The sequence below is a fragment of the Micromonospora sp. NPDC126480 genome (assembly GCF_040302465.1).
Classification (GTDB): domain Bacteria; phylum Actinomycetota; class Actinomycetes; order Mycobacteriales; family Micromonosporaceae; genus Micromonospora.
In genome coordinates, this window is sequence record NZ_JBEORU010000011.1 from 142,023 (window position 1) to 157,373 (window position 15,351).

A 15,351-nucleotide genomic window follows, 5' to 3' on the forward strand; every position below is an offset into this window, starting at 1 on the left:
TCGGACGTACCCGATCCGGGTCGTCGACCATCTCCACGCGGCCTCGACCCCGCGCTCGCACGTCGCTGTTGGCTTCGGCGCCCCGAGTGTGCTTAGAATGACAATCGTTTTCAAGTAAGTCGAGAGGAACCTGATGTCGTCGTCACCACAGGCCCCGACCCGTGCCGTGCCAGCCGACGCCGAGACCCGTCCGTCGCTGACCGTGCTGTCCGGGTTCTGGCCGGCGGCGACCTTCGCCGTCGCCCGCGCGCTGCTCGCCGCCGACCCGTCGCTGTTGCTGGTGCGGCACGACCTCACCGGAATCCGGGACGGCGTCGTCCGCCGGGTGGTCCGCTGCGGCACCGGCATGATCGAGGACGAGCGGGTCACGCTGCGGCACGGCTGCGTCTCCTGCACCCTGCGCGAGGACGTACTGCCCACCCTTGTCCGGCTCACCCGCAGCCACCCCGGCCAGGACGTGGTGCTGATGCTGCCCGAGGTGGTGGAACCGGAGGCGGTCGCCGCCGCCTGCGCTTACTGCCTCGTCGACGACGCACCGATCACCGAGCTTCTCCGCATCGACTCCTACGTCACCGTCGTCGACGCCGAGCACCTGCTCGACGGCCTGGCCAGCACCGACGACCTCGCCACGCTCGGCATCCAGGCCGCCGACGACGACCACCGCGCGCTCGCCGACGTGGTCGTCCGGCAGATCGAGTACGCGGACACGCTGGTGCTCTGGGGACAGTCCCGGGAGGGTGAGTTCGAAACCGGCCGGATGGCGGTCCTGCTGCAGCGGATGGCGCCCTGGGCGACCCACATCCGCATCGACGGCGACCGCGTCGACGCCGGCACGCTGACCCGCCAGCTGCGCCACACCCACCGGCACCGACCCGAGACGCCCGGGACCTTCAACCGTGGTCTGCAGGGCTACACCCTCGGCACCCACGAGCCCGAGCCCGACTGCGGCGTCGTCTCCGCCGTCTTCCGCGCCCGCCGCCCTTTCCACCCGCAGCGCCTGCACGACGTCCTCGAAGACGTCAACGCCGAGATCATCCGCTCCCGGGGTCACCTCTGGCTGGCCAGCCAGCCGGACACCGTGGTGGCCTGGGAGTTCGCCGGGGGCGGCCTGGCCATGGGCCCTCTCGGGCACTGGCTGGTGGGCCTGCCCGAGGACCGCTGGGAGCACGTCGAGGACCAGCGCCGCCTCGCCGCCGCCCTGGACTGGGATCCCTACTACGGCGACCGGCACCAGCACCTGGTCTTCATCGGCCTCGACATCGATCCCGTCGAGCTGCACCGCACCCTTGCCGGCTGCCTGCTCACCGACGCTGAACTCGCCGACGGTGAGGAGACCTGGCGGACCTACCACGACCCGTTCGCCGGCTGCTTTCCCCTGGTGGCCGACGAGCTGACCGACACCGAAGGAGCGCAACCCGCATGAAGCCTGGCATCCACCCCGAGTACCGCCGCGTCGTCTACCGCGACAAGGGCGCCGACTTCGCCTTCCTCACCCGCTCGACGGCCACCAGCGATCAGATGATCGAGTGGACCGACGGCAACACCTACCCCGTGATCGACGTGCAGATCTCCTCGGCCAGCCATCCCTTCTGGACTGGGAAGCAGCGCCTGCTCGACACCGCCGGCCGGGTCGAGAAGTTCCGCCAGAAGTACGCCCGCCGCAGCCCCCAGGGCGGATGAGCACCGACACGCAGGTCGACTGGACCGCGACGAGCTGGCTCAACGAGTTGCACCGGCACACCGGCTTCACTCCGCATCCGGACCGACTCGACCTGAGAGGGATCTGTGCGACCTGCGCCGACAGGTGACGTGATCAGCGGGAGCACTCGGCGCAGGTGCCGAAGATCTCCAGGGTGTGGCCGACACCGGTGAAGCCGTGCTGAACGGCCAACTGGTCGGCCCACCGCTCGACGGCGGGCCCGGCGACCTCGACCGTGCGTCCGCACTCGCGGCAGACCAGATGGTGGTGGTGTTTGTTCTGGCTGCACCGGCGGAACAGCTGCTCACCGCCGGGCAGCCGGGTGGAGTCGACCTCGCCGGCCTCGACCAGCAGCTGCAACGTCCGGTACACCGTGGTGAGGCCGACGCGCGCCTTCCGGGCGAGCAGCATCTGGTGCAGGTGCTGCGCCGAATGGAACCCCTCGACCTCGCGCAGCAGTGCCAGCACCTCGCCACGTTGGCGGGTGTTGCGGGTCACGTTCGGCATCGTCTGGGTCACCGTGATCGCATCCTCCTGTGGTGGCGGCAGTGGTCTGCGCGGCGCTTCCGGTCTCGCCTTCTACCTGCGACGCCCCCATTATGCGTCGCTGCGACCGACACTCTGCTGCACCGTCCCGCCGATGCCGCTACGAAGACTCCGTAGGACGCGTGGCGGTGGGCTGCGGCGTCGCGACGGTGACACGGATCGCGGTGGTCAAGGTAAGGCCGCCGCCGGACAGGCGGGCGGGTTCAAGCGCACGGGCGGCCTCGGTGGTCGCGGTGTCGAGACGGTCGGCCGGAATGTGCCGCAGCAGTGCCCGTCCACCGTGCGACCACATCCACTCCATCCAGTGGTCCACATCGCGGAAGTGGCTCTCGACCCGGTGCTCACTGATCGTGGTGACAGCGAGGCCGGCTGCCGCCATGGTCGCGATGATCGCGCAGTCGTCGGCGAACGGGTCGGTGCCCGGCGCCGGTCGAGGCCGGTCCGCCGGCAGATGCGCGGCGAGGGCGTCCATGGCGGCGACGAACGCCGGGTCCTGTCCGGCCAAGGTGCTGACCGCAAGCCGGCCCGCCGGTCGAAGCAGCCTGGCGTAGGCATGCAGGGCCTGCCCGGGGGCGGGAAGCAGGAAAACGACCAGCCCGGCCAGGATCGCGTCAAAGCTGCCGGGCGGAAAGTCAGGCTGCTGGGCGTCGCCCACCCGGACGTTGACGTGAGTCAGACCGGCGCGGGTGACGTCCTCAGCGGTGAGAGTCACCATGGCCGGCGCGAGGTCGATGCCGATCACGTGACCGGTCGGCCCGGTCGCCTGCGCCGCGGGGAACAGGACGGCTCCCCGACCGCAGCCGACGTCGAGGACACGCTCTCCCGGTCGGATGCCGGCACGACGGACCAACTCGACACCGAACGGCCCGAAAAAGGACACGCCGGTGCGGTCGTAACTCGTCGCGGCCTGATCGAACACCTCAACGGTCTCGTTCGACCGCCCATCGCTGATCGTCGACATCACCTCTCCGTTCTGAACATCTCGCCTGATTCGTCGTCATTGACACCTGCCACCAGCATCGCTACCGCCACACATCCCCCACCGAACCGCCGGCGGCGGCCGGTGACGACGTGGGTTGAAGTCCCGTCAGAGTTCGGGTCGGTCCGCTTTGGCAAAATCCTCCGGCTCGTCGTCGGCTGCTTTCGGGAAGCTGCGGTGGCGGAGCGCGCGGCGGCGATGGCCGTCGCAGTAGGCGACGGTGCCACCAGCGCTGCACGGCGGTGGGATGCTCATCGATGGAAAGTCATCAGGGCATGGCCTGCGCGCTGGTGGAGCATCGTCGCGCCGGCGAATCCGGCGCGCAGCGCCGCCTCGCGGTGCCAGTCGGCCGGCGCGGCGAATTCTGCTGAGTTCAGGCCGCTGAGCACGGCCGTCCGCTCGTTCAACAGCGGCGCCATCACCGGTTCCGCGGCCAGCGCCGTCCACCACGCGGTCCACGGCTCCGTCCCGCCGCTCGGGCGCTGCGGGGGTATGGGAGCGTCGGGCATGGCGTCGGCGACGAGGAGCAAGCCGTCAGGCTGGAGCAGGTGTCGGGCCTCGGCGTACCAGTCGCGGACCCGGTCCTCGGGAAGGTAGTGCAGGGCCATCACGGCCAACACCAGGTCGTACGGGCCGCCGCCGGGCGAAAGCCAGCGGGCTGAGTTGAGGTCGGCCCGCACGGTCCGCACCTGCGGCAGGGCGGTGTCGGCCAGGGCCAGCAGGACCGGGTCGATGTCCAGCACGGTGACATGCGCGTCGGGCCAACGGTGCAACACGGCCTCGGCCGTGGTGCCCGGCCCGCCGCCGACGTCGAGCACCCGCTCGGGCGGGCGCCCGTGGACCTCTTCGACGGCGGCGAGACCGGCGGCGAGGAGGTCGTCGCGGCCGGGCTGGTAGTGACGCATCATGGTCTCCCAGTCGCGCCGCCACCGGACGACGTCCTCGGGTGCCAGGGTGGTCGCCATGGTCAGACCGGGACCGGGTCGGCGTGCTCGTGGTCGTGCAGGTCACCGAGGTCCCACTCGCAGAACGGGTCGGGCAGCGCCCGCCTGGCGTCCTCTCCGACGGTGATCTCTGCGTCGGTGAGCAGGCCGGCCGTCAGCGCCGCCCGCAGGCCGTCACTGTCCAGGCGCACACCGATGAGGACGAGTTCCTGGTGCCGGTCACCGAAGACGGGATGCCAGCGGGACTCCAACTCGACCCGCTCCTCGGGATCCTCCGGCCACTCCCCTGACACCACCACCGGCGCGGCGACCGGGTCGCACGGCCCGGACGGGCCGGCCTGCGACCACAGCGCCTGCACATCCGGGCGGCTGGCCGACCACAGGAACCCCTTCGAGCGCACAACACCGAACGCGTCCAGGCCGCCGGCCAGGAGGTCCCATAGCCGCTGCGGGTGAAACGGCCGGTGGTCGCGGAACACGATGCTGGAGGTGCCGTACTCCTCGGTCTCCGGCACGTGCCCGCCGTTGAGCTCCGTCATCCAGCCGGGCGCGGTCTCCGCCCGCTCCAGATCGAACCGGCCGGTGTGCAGGATCTCCACCGGATCAATCCGTCCGTGCACGGCCGTCGTAGGCCGCCAGGCCGCGAGCCTGCAAACTCTCGCCCGCCTCGATCATGTCCCGTAGCCCCGCCGCGTCGACAACTGTGGCAGACGCCCCGTCACGGCTGGTCCACCACCTGACGCCCCTTGTACAGCCCGCAGTGCGTGCAGGCCCGGTGCGGCACCACCATCTCCTTGCGCGGGCACGGGCACGGCACCAGCTGCGGCACGGCCGCCTTCCACTGCGCCCGCCGGTGCCGGGTGTTCGACCGCGACATCTTCCGCTTCGGTACGGCCACGAGGCCTCCTTCATCGAGGGATCATAGCAGATTAACGGAATTGGTTTTCATTTGTAGTCCCCGAGCCTCTCTTCGGCGGCTGGACGGCGACGGGCACTGTCCGTCACCAGCCGGCGAGTCCTGCTGGGGCCCGGAGCTCGCGGCGCTGCCCCTCCCCGCCGTCCGCACCGTGTGGTTCCCGGCGGCGGGGCTGGAACTGCCTCCACCGCCGGGAATCCCTGGACTCAGTGGGCCGGCAGCGGTCCGCTGATCTCGTTCGGGACCGCGGGCAGTTCCACCGAGCCGACGAGCTTGCCGGTGGCGAGGTCGATGCGGTGCACCTTCTTCGTGGCGGGCTCGGTGACGTAGGCGGTGTCGTCGCGGACGAACAGGGCCGGACGGGGCTCCTGCCACTTCATCGGCTCCTTCCAGGCGGCGACCACGGGCCACGCGCTGGTGAAGGTGCCGGTGGCGGGGTCGACGACGTGCAGCTTGCCGTCGGTGCCCAGGATCAGACCCTCGCCCTTCGGGCCGCGGCCCAGGGAGCGGAAGCTGTAGCTGACGCCCTCGGGCATCGGCACCACCTTGAGCGAGTTGGTGGCGGTGTCGATGAGCGCGAACTGCTCGGGGAACTCACGCTCGGCGTCCGGGTCAATCTTGTAGTCGCCGAGCAGGACGGCGGAGGCTTCGCTGCCGACCTGGGTGGCTACGGCGCCGTACGCCCGGTCACTCTTGACCTTGACGAAGGCGCCGTTCTTGAACAGTAGGACTCCGTCCTTGCAGCCGAGTCCGACGACCTCGCCCTGGGCGACGGCTTCGCCGTGGACGCCGGGGCACTCCTCGCTGCGGGCGATCTCCTTGCCGTCCTTGTCCAGCGCGATCGCGCCGGGACGGGACTCCTCGGTGCCGAGGGTGACCACGAGCGTGCCATCGCCCAACTCGACCGCTACCCCGTGGTGCGGCTGCGCGGTCTTGTACTGGCGTCCGGTGGGCTTGCCGTCGGCGAGGCCCTTCGGGTCAAAGCTGTGCACCTCCCCGGTGCCGTCGGTGAACAGGACGGTGCGGTCGCCGTGCAGCACGACGTGCCCGGGCTTCGCGCCGGGGTACGCGATGTCGGTCATCTTTCCGGCGGCGGCGTCGAGCACCTGGAAGCCGGCCTCGGTGGAGACGAAGACGCCGGTGTCGTTGCCCGCCGGGTTGATCCGGTTGAACCCGTCGAGGGCGACGGTGTGCACCACCTCCAGGGCCTCGCCGTCGAGCACGTAGATGCCGCCCTCGTAGGTGACCGCCACCGGCTCCTGTACGGAAGCGGTGGCCGATGACGCGGCGGGAGATCCACTCTCTCCCGTCGTCCCGGACCCGCAGGCGGCGAGCGCCAGCGATGCGGCCGTCAGCACGGCCAGACCACGGCTTCTGCGTCGATTCACTGCTTTCCCTCTCTAGATGAAACTGACAATCATTTTCGAATACCGTACAGGGAGTCCCGAGGGTCGGTGCCGTCGGGGTCAGCCGCCGCTCAGGGAGCCGATGATCGCCTCGGTGTTGAAACGCATCATGTCCAGGTAGCTGGGGGCGTCCCCGTCCGCGTCGCTGAGCGACTCCGAATACAGCCCGACGACGCGAACCGCGATGCCGGCCTCGGCGGCGAGGACCTCGGCGAGACGGGCGGGTTGCGCGGTGTCGGCGAAAACGGCCGGCACCTGGTGGGTCCGGATGGCGGTGACCAGCGAGGCGAGGTCGGACGCGCTCGGCGACGCCAGGGTGGTTCCACTCGGGATGATCGCACCGACGACCGAGAGGTCGTAGCGTTCGGCGAGGTAGCCGAAGACGTGGTGATTGGTGACCAGGACCCGGCGCTGCGCCGGAATCGCGGCGAAACGCCGGGTCAGCTCCGCGTCCAGATCGCTCACTTCGCCTGCGTATGACTCGGCGCGCTGACGGATTGTGCCGGCGTCCACGCCGTCGACGTGGTTGATGATCTCTTCGGTCAGCAGCCGCACCGCGGTGACGACGCGCGCCGGGTCGGTCCAGAAATGCGGATCCGGAAGCCCGGCGGCGTCGCCGTCCCGGTACTGCATCGGATCGACCCTTGCCCCCACCTCCACGGTGGGGACTCCCTGGGCCTTCGCCGCCGCGACATGGTGCAGCACGCCCTCCTCAAGCCCGAGTCCGTTGTAGACGACCAGGTCGGCCGTCTGCACGGCGTGCGCCTCCCGGGCGGAGATGGCGAACGAGTGCGGGTCGGAGTTGGGCTTCATCAGCACGCTGACCTCGGCCTGGTCACCGACAATCTCCGCGACGACGTCGCCGAGGATGTTGGTGGTCACGACGATGCGGGTCCGCTCCGGCGAGGTGCAGGCGGCGCCGCCGGCCAGCAGGACCGCCGCGGCGGCGAGCGCCGCCAGAAGCTTCGGTGTCCTCATCGCCCGACCTCCACGACGAGATCCGGCTGCTCGGCGACCCGCAGCTTGCGGGCGGTGCGCAGCCCGTCGCGGTAGTCGATCTCGTGGATGATCCGGGCGACCGGCTCGGCCAGATAGGCGCGGTCGACGTCGAGCGTCAGGTTCGCGGCCGGCACGGACGTTCGCGCGAGCACCTTTCCGGTCGCGAGGTCATAGCTGAACAGCGTGCCGGACCGGTCGAGGGCGAGCACCGTACTGCCGTCCGCCGGTGACGCCGCGGCCACCAGTTCCCGTCCCCCCACCGGCAGGTGTCGCAGGGTGGCCTTCGCCGCGTTCACCGACCAGATCCCGGCGGAATCGGCGACCGCCGCCTCGTTGCTCCTCGGCCGGTAGCCGAACGTACCCATCGGGACCGGAGCCCGTGGACTGGGCAGGGTCTTGGCGGTGAGCTCCTCGCCCTCGAGCTTGACGCGGACGAGACTGTTCTCGCAGGCGATGACGGCGCCGCCGCGCAGCACCGCCCAGCCGCGCGGTGCGGGGCAGGGCACCTCGAGAGCACCGGTCGGCGCACCGCGCTCGTCCATCGCGACGATGCGGTCCGCCGGCCGGCCCGGCTCGTCACCGACGGCGACGAGGAGCCGATCCGCGTACGGTACGGCCAGTGCCGTGGAGCTGCCCGAGTCGACCGTGGCCAGGGTGGTGACCTGGCCGGCCTCGAGACCCCGGCGGTCGAGCACGGTGACCTTCCCGTCGGCTGTACCGATGGCGGTGTGGGCCTCGAAGCCGGCGACCGTCGTGATCGGTGCGGCGAGCGTCAGCGTGCCGACCGAGCGGGCCGGCGCCCGGTAGTAGTGCACGTGGTCGGTGTGATCGACGGTCCATACTCCGGCGTCGACGATGTCGAGTTGCCGGTCGCCGTCGTCGACGTAGACGAACCGGCCGTCCTCGGTGATCCGCTCGGCGTCGAGTGACAGGCCGACTTCCTTCTCCGAACCGGTGGCCAGGTCGAGCAGGTGCAGTCGCCGGGCCCCGCGGGTCGCGTACGCGATGGCCGACTGGGCCTCGGCCATCTCCTCGGCGCCGGCGACGTAGCCGTGCGGCGTCTCCTCGGCGGCCGGCGGATCACCTGAGGAGCCGCACGCGGACAGCGCGAGCGTGACACCCAGGGCGGCGGCGAAGCGCCTGACGTTGGTGACGATCACGAAATTCCTTCCAGTGGGGGGTTCGGGACCGGCGGCCGGCGTCGACCCAGCGCGGTCGTGACCCGGCGCGCGCCGAGAATCGCGAGGAAGAACAGCACCGCGACGGCGGCGATCGTGGCACCGGCGGCGGTCGCGGCGTACCAGGAAACCCAGAGGCCGACCACGGTGGCGGCCGCGCCGATCACGAAGCTGGCCAGCATCACCGCAGGCAGTCGTCGGGCCACCAGCATGGCCGCCGCCGACGGTGCGATCAGCATGCCGAAGGCGAGCAGGGTACCGACAACGCTGAAGGCGACCGCCATCGTGACGGTCAGCAGTGCCAGCATCGCCGCGTTGGCCAGATCCGGTCGCAGGCCGAGTGTCCGGGCCTTGCGCGGGTCGAAAGTCAGCGCGAGGAACGGCCGGTAGCAGGCGGCGGTGACCGCCGCGACCAGGGCGACGGCGGCGCCGAGCATCAGCAGGTCGGGCCGCTGGATAGCGAGTACGTCGCCGAACAGGAAGGCCGTCAGATCGGTCGCGAACGACCGCGAGTGCGACACGATGATGACCCCGACCGAGAGCATCCCGACGAACAGCAGCCCGATGCTGGTGTCCCGCCCGAACTCGCGGCTGTGTCGCAGGGCGTTGACCCCTGCCGCCATGGCGAAGGCGCTGGCGGCGGCCCCGACGACGAGATTCCCGCCGACGATCGACGCGATCGCCACTCCTGGCAGCATGCCGTGGCTCATCGCCTCTCCGAGGAAGGTCATGCCGCGAGCGATCACCCACACGCCGACCAGCGCGCACGCCGCGGCCAGCAGCACGCCGCCGACGAGCGCACGGACGACGAACGACACGGTGAACGGCTCGACCAGGGACGACATCACCGGACCGACTATACTGAAATGACAATCGTTGTTGTTAAGGGGATGCGTTGAGCGCTGATGTCCTGACCGCCGAGCACGCCGGCTTCCGATACGCCGACGTCCCCGTCCTGCACGACGTCAACCTCCGCGTCGAAGCCAGGTCCATGCTTGCCCTGACCGGTGCGAACGGCGCCGGCAAGAGCACTCTGCTGCACCTGCTGGCGGGCGTCACGCCACCGACCGAAGGTCGCATCCTCCGGCGGCCGGGCACCCGTCTCGCCCTGCTGCCACAGCGCACCAGCGATATCGACGCGCTTCCGTTGACCGTCGCCGAATGCGTGCAGATCGGACGGTTCACCTTGCGCCGCCGGCTCAGCCGCGATGACCGCGCCCGGGTGGCGGCGATCATGCAGCGGCTGGACATCGCCCACCTGGCCCGCCAGCGGCTCCGCGAACTGTCCGGCGGCCAGCGCCAGCGCACCCTCATCGCCCAGGCGCTCGTCCAGGACGCCGACATCTACGTCCTGGACGAGCCGACAGCCGCCCTCGACACCCGCAGTCGACGACAGGTCCACGACCTGCTCGCCGAACGCGTCGCCACCGGCGCGGCGGTGATCATCGCCAGTCACGACCCCACCGAGGCGACGCTCGCGACACGCACCATCCACCTTCAAGGCGCCACCCCAGTCGCCTGATCACCCTGACGTCAGGCAGGTCACCGCACGGTCGCCGAGCTCAGCGGCGCGGTGAGCCCACGGACCGCAACCCGTGGCCTTCCCGTCCGTCGGCTCGGGGTGGACCGGTCGCAGACGGCGGACGGAGCCGCCTGACGTGCGTAACGGCGCGGCTGCCGGGTAGCTCACGGCCATGACCGCTCTGCCGGATCCGCCCCACCGCCGGGCACCATCGTCGCAGCCTGTTCCGGCCCGGCTCGGCCCGGCGAGGCCATGGTGACCGGGCAGCGCCGGCGCTATCGTCTCGTCGCCCGTCTCCATGACCTGGTCTCCCTGGAGTGGCCCGTCTACCGAGCGGGTCGGGCCGCTGGCGTCGCGGCGGCCGGACTGCGACCTGGCAGCCGGGTGCTGGATGTGGCCTGCGGAACGGGGATGACCCTCCCCCTCGCACGGGCCGCGGTGGGGTCCGGCGGGGTGGTGGTCGGCGTCGACGCCAGCCCGCAGATGCTGGCGCGGGCACAGCGTCGGATCGACCGTCGCGGTTGGCGCAACGTCAGCCTCGTCCTCGCGGACGCGGCGCATCTTCCGTCCGAACTGCGGTCCGGCACGCCGTTCGACGCAGTGTTGTTCATGTACGCCCTGAGCGTCATCGATGACTGGCGTCGGGCATGGCAGGAGGCGCTCGGCCTGCTGCGTCCCGGAGGGCGGATGACCGTCGTCGATCTGAGCCTACCGGCGGGTCGGTGGCGGCCGTTGTCACCGGCCGCACGGCTGGCGTGCCTGGCCGGCGGGTCGAACCCGCATCGGCACCCGTGGCGGCTACTGGACAGCGGTTTCACCGACGTCACGCACGAGGTGTTGCGCGGCGGGCACGTGCATGTGGTCTCCGGCATCCGGTCCGCGCGACTTCCCGAGCCGGCTGGCGGATGAGGTCTTACCGGTTGCGGACCAGATCCGGCAAGCGCTGCCGGCACCGGGCACGCGCGGGTAGCGTCGCGGCGTGATCGAGAATGGGTCGCGGCTCAGCGGGCGGGCGGCGGGGAGTTCATGACCGACTTGGATCTGCTGGTGATCGGCGGCGGCACCGCGGGTCTGGTCTCCGCCGTGATCGCCGGCGGCCTGGGGGCCCGGGTGGCGCTGGTCGAGCGGGACCGCACCGGCGGCGAGTGCCTGTGGACCGGGTGCGTGCCGAGCAAAGCGTTGGTCGAGACGGCCGGCCTGGCGCACCGGATGCGCCAGGCCGACCGGGTCGGCCTGGCGCCGGTGGAGCCGGACGTCGACCTGGCGGATGTCATGGCGCACGTGCGAGCGACCCAGGCGGCGATCGCGCCGCACGACGCTCCGGAACGGGTCCGCGCGGCCGGAGCCGAGGTCATCGCCGATGAGGCCTCCTTCGTCGCGCCCCGCCGGGTACGGCTGGCCGGCAGTGGACGTGAGTTGACGGCACGGTGCGTTCTGGTGGCGACCGGATCGCAGCCACGGCTGCCGCCGCTGCCCGGGCTGGCGGCGGCCGAGCCGTTGACCAGTGACACGGTCTGGGGTCTGACGCAGCGGCCGCCGCGGCTGCTGGTGGTCGGCGGCGGACCGGTCGGCTGCGAACTCGGCCAGGCGTTCGCCCGTCTGGGCAGCGCGGTGACGCTGGTGGAGCGGGCACCGCGCCTGCTGCCGCAGGAGGATCCGGAGGTCGGCGATCTGCTCGCCGACCGGCTGGGGGCAGAGGGCGTCAACGTGCGCACCGCCACCCAGGTGACCGAGGTCGCCACCGGCCGGCCGTCGCGGGTGTGGCTGACCGGGGACCAGCCGGGCGAGATCGAGGTCGACCGGATCCTCGTCGCGGGCGGGCGCCGGCCGCGCACCGCCGAGCTGGGCCTGGCCCAGGCCGGCGTAGCGGTCACCGACGCGGGCGCGATCCGGGTGGACAGCCGGATGCGTACCACAGCCCCCGGGGTGTACGCCGCCGGAGACGTCACCGGCGGACTGCCCTTCACCCACGTCGCCGCCCACCAGGCGGGCACGGCCACGCTCAACGCGCTCTTCTGGCTGCCGCGCCAGGTGCGCTACCTGGCGATGCCGTACGTCATCTTCACCGACCCCGAGGTGGCCCGGGTCGGCCTGCGTGCCGCGCAGGCCCGCCACCGTTGGGGCGACCGCGCCACCATCACCCGCCTCGACCTGACCGAGGTGGACCGGGCGGTGGCCGCTGGACGCACGGAGGGGTGGGCCCAGCTGCTCGCCGACCCGCGGGGGCGGCTGGTCGGCGCCACAGTGGTGGCGCCGGCCGCTGGCGAGATCATCGGCGAACTGGCCGCCATCGTCGCCCGCCGCGGCCGACTCACCGACCTGTACCGGACCGTGCACCCGTACCCGACGTATGCGCTCGCCGCCGTCGACGCCGTGGGCGAGCATTTGCAGGCGCGGCTGCTGACCCCCCGCACCCGCCGGCTGACCCGACCGCTGCTGACCGCGCTGCGCACCGCCGCCCGTACCACGTGACGCCACAGCGCGACCCGCACGCGATCGCCCGCGCGGCCAGCCGGGTACGGCGCATCCTGGTGCCCTACCACCGCGCACGGATCACCGGCGTCGAACACATCCCGACCGGTCCAGCCCTGTACGTCGGCAATCACAACGGCGGCTTCTACACCGGCGACACCTACCTCTTCGCCGCAGCCGTCCACCACGCGCGAGGTCTCGCCGACACACCGTGGGTGCTAACCCACGACCTCGGGCTGGCCCTGCTCGGACGCTGGCTGCGGCCGCTCGGCGCGATCCCCGCCGACTTCGCCACCGCCGCGGCTCTGCTCACCCAGGGCAACAAGGTCCTCGTATATCCGGGTAGCGACGCCGACGGAGCCCGACGCTGGACCGACAGGCACAAGGTGATCTTCGACGACCGCGTAGGCTACGCGCGCCTCGCCGTCGCCTGCGGCGTGCCGGTCATCCCCGTCGCCGCAGCCGGGGCGCACAACACCGCTGTGGTCCTGTCCGACGGTGCGGCTGTGGCCCGCCTGCTCCGAACCCGGCGATGGCTTCGCCTGACCCGCTGGCCACTGCTGCTCAGCCTGCCGTGGGGCCTGACCTTCCTACCGTCCGTGCCCTACCTCCCACTGCCCGCCCGGATCACCATCGCGATCGGCCCGCCCATTCACTTCGACCGCCGGGGCCCGGACGCGGCCCACGACGAGCAATACGTCCGGCGGTGCGCCGCCCGCGTCCATCGCGCGGTCCAGGAGCTGCTCGATCGCACCTCGGCCGCCGCCAGGCATCGCTGAGCGTCGGGGTCCACCTCGGGGTGGCGCGCGGGCCGGTCCGCCGCCGTCGCACGCCGTGGTGGTGGCCCACCCGGCCACGCCGCGGGCCCTCATCAATTCCACCGGCAACCCAGGTCAGGTCTTCGAAGGCGCGCACCAGTTGGGCACCGAGGTAGAGAGCCAGGGTATCGGAGCACCGTCGAACTCCGCGCGCAGCTCGCTGCCGCGTGCGGCAGGGGCCGGGGCGCGTCGCAGCCGCCGCAGCTCCAGATCGGCAGCACCGGGCCGTGTGTCGTCATGCACGGCTCCGAGCAGCGCCGCCGTCAGCGACCGCACCCGCCGGCTGGTCGCCCACTCCACCTGCCAGCACGGGTACGGCGTCAGCCGCGACCACCACACCCGCCAACCGGTACACGGGCCAACCGACCCATGACGTCGGTCTACCGTCGAGGCGTCACGGGCTCCGATCGTGTTGACCGCTCCTTGGCACGTTCTGGGCGCTCCCGTCGGGCCGGGTCCGTTCATGTCTCCGGCGGGCAGTCGTGCGGCACGGCTCGGGGAGCGGGGGCTGTAAGACGAACGGTGTAACTTGTCACCCGGGCCGAGGTCCTTGCGAGATGCGAGAGAGTGGAGGCCCATCGACCAGTCGTTACCTGCAACGAATCGCCGGAAGGCCCCCAACCGGACGCAACCCGCAGATCAGATCAAGATCTTCGAACCGTCCTCTGACACAAGCGTTGGAACATTGACCACCCGCCCGCCTTTCTCCACGAGGGACAAGCTCAGCCAGCTGCCTGTCTATTCCGTCGGCACATACCCGTCGGCGAGCCTCCGAAGATACTGCGAGATCACCGGATCCCCGGAAGAACGTTCGTCGGCGATGCGCAGCAGGATCTCCCGGAACTCGCGCGCATCGTCACCGGACAGTTCGTCCAGATAATCCCCCATGATCTGTTGCACCTCGACCGCGAAACTCGAGGCCGCCTCCTCATCGGTCGCATGGTCCATGCATCTGGATGGCCGAGACCATTGCGACAATTACGGGGTCGAAGTTCATGGAGCCACCCTGATGTTGATGTTTGTGACCTTAGCGTCACCCAGCCAACGCTGAGCCTTGGCCAGAACCGCCGCATTTGGCACTTCCAAGCAAGCTTGGCGGCCATGGTACGCCGAGGTCGCTGCTTGACGCCTGGCTTCGTCCATCATGGCTGCAAGATCCTGCGGGACTACCACCGCGCCGCCCACACACTGACCGACACCGCTTCCGGCATCGCCCATCTCCACAACATCATCCTCGCCGGATGACAGCAACATCGTTTCCCGGCAACGCCTTCACCGAGTTACGAGACGTCCTTCAGACGATCGCTTCTCTGTTCATGTCCATCAGGTCAGGGTCATGTTTCAGCAACTCTTCCTCGAACTGACCCCAGCCACGATCCGCAATGAACTGTGCTTCGCCGGAGGTGATGCCGACCAGCCATGCGACAGCCACCGCATCGCCGTTTTCAACGACGACCGATTTGAAGTCCGCGTCGTAGTAGACGGGCAGCGCCGCGTAAAGCGAGGTGAAACGCGAGCCTCGGACGAGGTTTTCAGGCAGCGGGATGACGTCGCCCCGAAGCACCGCCTCGCGGGTATCGAGACACCTCGACGCGACAAATTCCAGCGCGCGAGGAAACATGCTGCGTGAAACGTCATCAGGACCGTGCTCGGCGGCAATAAACTCCAGGAAGAGATGCCCGTCGCTGCCGGGATGGTGCAGCGGCACACGACTCAGCCCTACGGTCGCGTAGCAGGTGGTCCCCGTGAAGACGCCACCGGTGAAGCACGCGACGTTGACGGTCGGCAGCCCTTCCCGCGCCGCCCCCTTCCAGCCATTGGTCAGCCGACCCAGGCGGCGCTCAAGGTGATCGATCAGTACCGGCACCCCGA

At 70.6% G+C, this 15,351-nt stretch carries 17 protein-coding genes and 2 pseudogenes; 8 read left to right on the plus strand and 11 right to left on the minus strand.

Translation table 11 applies throughout. From position 1 onward, the window contains the following. Positions 1-133 precede the first annotated feature (133 nt). From ABTW87_RS13200 to ABTW87_RS13210, 3 genes are read left to right on the plus strand one after another with little or no spacing between them, the layout of a single operon-like run. Positions 134-1,423 (plus strand): CobW family GTP-binding protein, encoded by a 1,290-nt coding sequence (locus ABTW87_RS13200; protein WP_350651049.1) that lies wholly within the window; start codon positions 134-136, stop codon positions 1,421-1,423. After that, positions 1,420-1,680 carry a type B 50S ribosomal protein L31 gene (locus ABTW87_RS13205; protein ID WP_350651050.1) on the plus strand — a complete coding sequence of 87 codons (261 nt, stop codon included), beginning with the start codon at positions 1,420-1,422 and terminating at the stop codon, positions 1,678-1,680. Before ABTW87_RS13200 ends, ABTW87_RS13205 begins: the two co-directional genes overlap by 4 nt. Continuing rightward, positions 1,677-1,808 (plus strand): hypothetical protein, encoded by a 132-nt coding sequence (locus ABTW87_RS13210; protein WP_350651051.1) that lies wholly within the window; start codon positions 1,677-1,679, stop codon positions 1,806-1,808. Before ABTW87_RS13205 ends, ABTW87_RS13210 begins: the two co-directional genes overlap by 4 nt. Positions 1,809-1,813: 5 nt before the next feature. On the opposite strand, the gene ABTW87_RS13215 is transcribed toward ABTW87_RS13210, so the two are convergent. The 9 genes and pseudogenes from ABTW87_RS13215 to aztB all read right to left on the minus strand — a co-directional run bounded on the left by ABTW87_RS13215 (position 1,814) and on the right by aztB (position 9,512). Further along, on the minus strand, positions 1,814-2,206 hold the full coding sequence (locus ABTW87_RS13215; protein WP_350651098.1) for a Fur family transcriptional regulator: 393 nt from the start codon (positions 2,204-2,206) through the stop codon (positions 1,814-1,816). A 139-nt stretch (positions 2,207-2,345) separates the two neighbouring features. Beyond that, positions 2,346-3,206, minus strand: coding sequence for a class I SAM-dependent methyltransferase (locus ABTW87_RS13220; RefSeq protein ID WP_350651052.1), 861 nt, complete (start codon positions 3,204-3,206; stop codon positions 2,346-2,348). Between the two features lie 269 nt (positions 3,207-3,475). Further along, complete coding sequence (locus tag ABTW87_RS13225; RefSeq protein ID WP_350651053.1) at positions 3,476-4,189, minus strand: class I SAM-dependent methyltransferase; 714 nt, start codon at positions 4,187-4,189, stop codon at positions 3,476-3,478. A gap of 2 nt (positions 4,190-4,191) precedes the next feature. Then, positions 4,192-4,894 (minus strand): annotated as a pseudogene (locus ABTW87_RS13230) (GTP-binding protein); the annotation flags it as partial. Further along, positions 4,887-5,066, minus strand: coding sequence for a 50S ribosomal protein L32 (gene rpmF / locus ABTW87_RS13235; RefSeq protein ID WP_350651055.1), 180 nt, complete (start codon positions 5,064-5,066; stop codon positions 4,887-4,889). The gene rpmF and the pseudogene ABTW87_RS13230, both read right to left, overlap by 8 nt. A gap of 224 nt (positions 5,067-5,290) precedes the next feature. After that, positions 5,291-6,337 (minus strand): zinc metallochaperone AztD, encoded by a 1,047-nt coding sequence (gene aztD / locus ABTW87_RS13240; protein WP_350651056.1) that lies wholly within the window; start codon positions 6,335-6,337, stop codon positions 5,291-5,293. A 213-nt stretch (positions 6,338-6,550) separates the two neighbouring features. After that, positions 6,551-7,468: a zinc ABC transporter substrate-binding protein AztC gene (gene aztC, locus ABTW87_RS13245; protein ID WP_350651057.1), complete on the minus strand. Its 918-nt coding sequence runs from the start codon at positions 7,466-7,468 to the stop codon at positions 6,551-6,553. After that, positions 7,465-8,649, minus strand: coding sequence for a hypothetical protein (locus tag ABTW87_RS13250; RefSeq protein ID WP_350651058.1), 1,185 nt, complete (start codon positions 8,647-8,649; stop codon positions 7,465-7,467). The genes aztC and ABTW87_RS13250 overlap by 4 nt, the downstream gene beginning before the upstream one ends. Next, positions 8,646-9,512, minus strand: a complete 867-nt coding sequence (aztB, locus tag ABTW87_RS13255; RefSeq protein ID WP_350651099.1) for a zinc ABC transporter permease AztB — start codon at positions 9,510-9,512, stop codon at positions 8,646-8,648. Before aztB ends, ABTW87_RS13250 begins: the two co-directional genes overlap by 4 nt. A gap of 50 nt (positions 9,513-9,562) precedes the next feature. On the opposite strand from aztB, the gene aztA reads away from it, so the two are divergent. The 4 genes from aztA (at position 9,563) to ABTW87_RS13275 (ending at position 13,440) form a co-directional block, all read left to right on the plus strand. Continuing rightward, positions 9,563-10,189 carry a zinc ABC transporter ATP-binding protein AztA gene (gene aztA / locus ABTW87_RS13260; protein WP_350651059.1) on the plus strand — a complete coding sequence of 209 codons (627 nt, stop codon included), beginning with the start codon at positions 9,563-9,565 and terminating at the stop codon, positions 10,187-10,189. A gap of 252 nt (positions 10,190-10,441) precedes the next feature. After that, the gene (locus ABTW87_RS13265) at positions 10,442-11,098 is read left to right on the plus strand and encodes a class I SAM-dependent methyltransferase (protein ID WP_350651060.1); all 657 of its coding nucleotides are present in this window, start codon (positions 10,442-10,444) and stop codon (positions 11,096-11,098) included. A 117-nt stretch (positions 11,099-11,215) separates the two neighbouring features. Further along, complete coding sequence (locus ABTW87_RS13270; RefSeq protein ID WP_350651061.1) at positions 11,216-12,661, plus strand: dihydrolipoyl dehydrogenase family protein; 1,446 nt, start codon at positions 11,216-11,218, stop codon at positions 12,659-12,661. Then, the gene (locus ABTW87_RS13275; RefSeq protein WP_350651062.1) at positions 12,658-13,440 is read left to right on the plus strand and encodes a 1-acyl-sn-glycerol-3-phosphate acyltransferase; all 783 of its coding nucleotides are present in this window, start codon (positions 12,658-12,660) and stop codon (positions 13,438-13,440) included. Before ABTW87_RS13270 ends, ABTW87_RS13275 begins: the two co-directional genes overlap by 4 nt. A gap of 777 nt (positions 13,441-14,217) precedes the next feature. Here ABTW87_RS13275 and ABTW87_RS13280 read toward each other — a convergent pair. Next, complete coding sequence (locus tag ABTW87_RS13280; RefSeq protein ID WP_350651063.1) at positions 14,218-14,427, minus strand: hypothetical protein; 210 nt, start codon at positions 14,425-14,427, stop codon at positions 14,218-14,220. Positions 14,428-14,631: 204 nt separating this feature from the next. Here ABTW87_RS13280 and ABTW87_RS13285 point away from each other — a divergent pair. After that, positions 14,632-14,724 (plus strand): annotated as a pseudogene (locus ABTW87_RS13285) (IS5/IS1182 family transposase); the annotation flags it as partial. A 49-nt stretch (positions 14,725-14,773) separates the two neighbouring features. Here the strand turns inward: ABTW87_RS13285 and ABTW87_RS13290 are convergent. Further along, a complete protein-coding gene (locus tag ABTW87_RS13290) occupies positions 14,774-15,346 on the minus strand; it encodes a suppressor of fused domain protein (RefSeq protein WP_350651064.1) in 573 nt (190 codons plus the stop codon). Positions 15,347-15,351 lie beyond the last annotated feature (5 nt).